General features: G+C 40.6%; 1 protein-coding gene and 1 pseudogene. Both read left to right on the top strand.

Annotated features, from left to right (window positions below):
• Positions 1 to 273: 273 nt before the first annotated feature.
• Positions 274 to 690, top strand: coding sequence for a hypothetical protein (locus ACFIJZ_RS09860; RefSeq protein WP_375631978.1), 417 nt, complete (start codon positions 274 to 276; stop codon positions 688 to 690).
• Between the two features lie 182 nt (positions 691 to 872).
• Positions 873 to 1,057, top strand: a pseudogene (locus tag ACFIJZ_RS09855) (hypothetical protein); the annotation flags it as partial.

Raw genomic sequence — 1,057 nt, 5'->3', positions numbered from 1 at the left:
CAGCCTGGTGCTGTCATCCCGAAGAGAAGTGTCGAAAAGCGCTTAAACAGCCCGTTTTGTAAAAGGTATAAAAATGCATCTGAATGCAAGCCTTAAGTCTTTCTTGTAATGACCAACAATGCGCCATCCTTGCCTTCACTTGGAATGGCGCGATTGTTTTCTCAATCCATCATCTCAATATTGTTCACCGTTGTTTTAAGCAGCGATGACAGAAAATATCAACAAGCCTCCGAGCTGTTTTATAGTAAATAAATCCATTGAAAGAGGGAAAAAATGAAGAAAATCTTGAAATTATTAAGTGGTCTCATTCTGTTAAATATTGCTGGATGTAACATTGATAAGCCTGCTCCAGGGTATTTGAGTATGTGGGAGAAAAATAGTGTTACTGATTTTACGGAGATAGGAAAAGCCCTATTAGAATGTGGCATGCCAACGCCTTATGATATCGATCCAGAAAACCAACAGCAGAGTATTAATGCTAAAGCAACAACTTATGCTTGCATGCTCCAATCAGGATTCCGCTATAAAGATGAAGAAGTAGCAAGAGCGGGAGGGCCATGTTATACTTTTAAAGAGAAAAACTTGCCCATTTGTCGTCCAGGCGCTGTTGTTCCACAGCGAAGTGTCAAGAAGCGCTTAAACAGCCCTTTTTGTAAAAAATATAAAAATAGTCGCAAATGCCAGCCTTAAGTTTTGCAGCTAGTGATGATCAACAATCCGCCATCCTTGCCTTCGCTTGGAATGGCGGGATTGTTCCCTCAATCCATCATCTCAATATTGGTCACCGTTGTTTTAAGCAGCGGTGAGAGGAAATATCAACAAGCTTATGAGCTCTGTTTTATCGTAAAGAAACCCACTGAAGGAGGGGAAGAATGAAGAAAGTCTTGCAATTATTGAGCGGCATAGCTCTGTTAAGTATAGCTGGATGTGTTAACCAACCTCCTCCATCAACTTTAGCATTATGGGAAAAACCAGGTGTCGATAAAGCGATGATCCAACAATCCTTATCAAAATGTGGCTGGAAACCGGTTTATGCTTCTTCTAGTGATATGAATTC

The sequence above is a fragment of the Bartonella sp. CL70QHWL genome (genome assembly GCF_042194855.1).
Classification (GTDB): Bacteria; Pseudomonadota; Alphaproteobacteria; order Rhizobiales; family Rhizobiaceae; genus Bartonella.
This window is presented reverse-complemented; position numbering and strand designations above follow the sequence as displayed.

Excerpts from the sequence above, each read along its gene's own strand:
- ACFIJZ_RS09860 (WP_375631978.1), top strand. The coding sequence starts at position 274 with ATGAAGAAAATCTTGAAATTATTAAGTGGTCTCATTCTGTTAAATATT.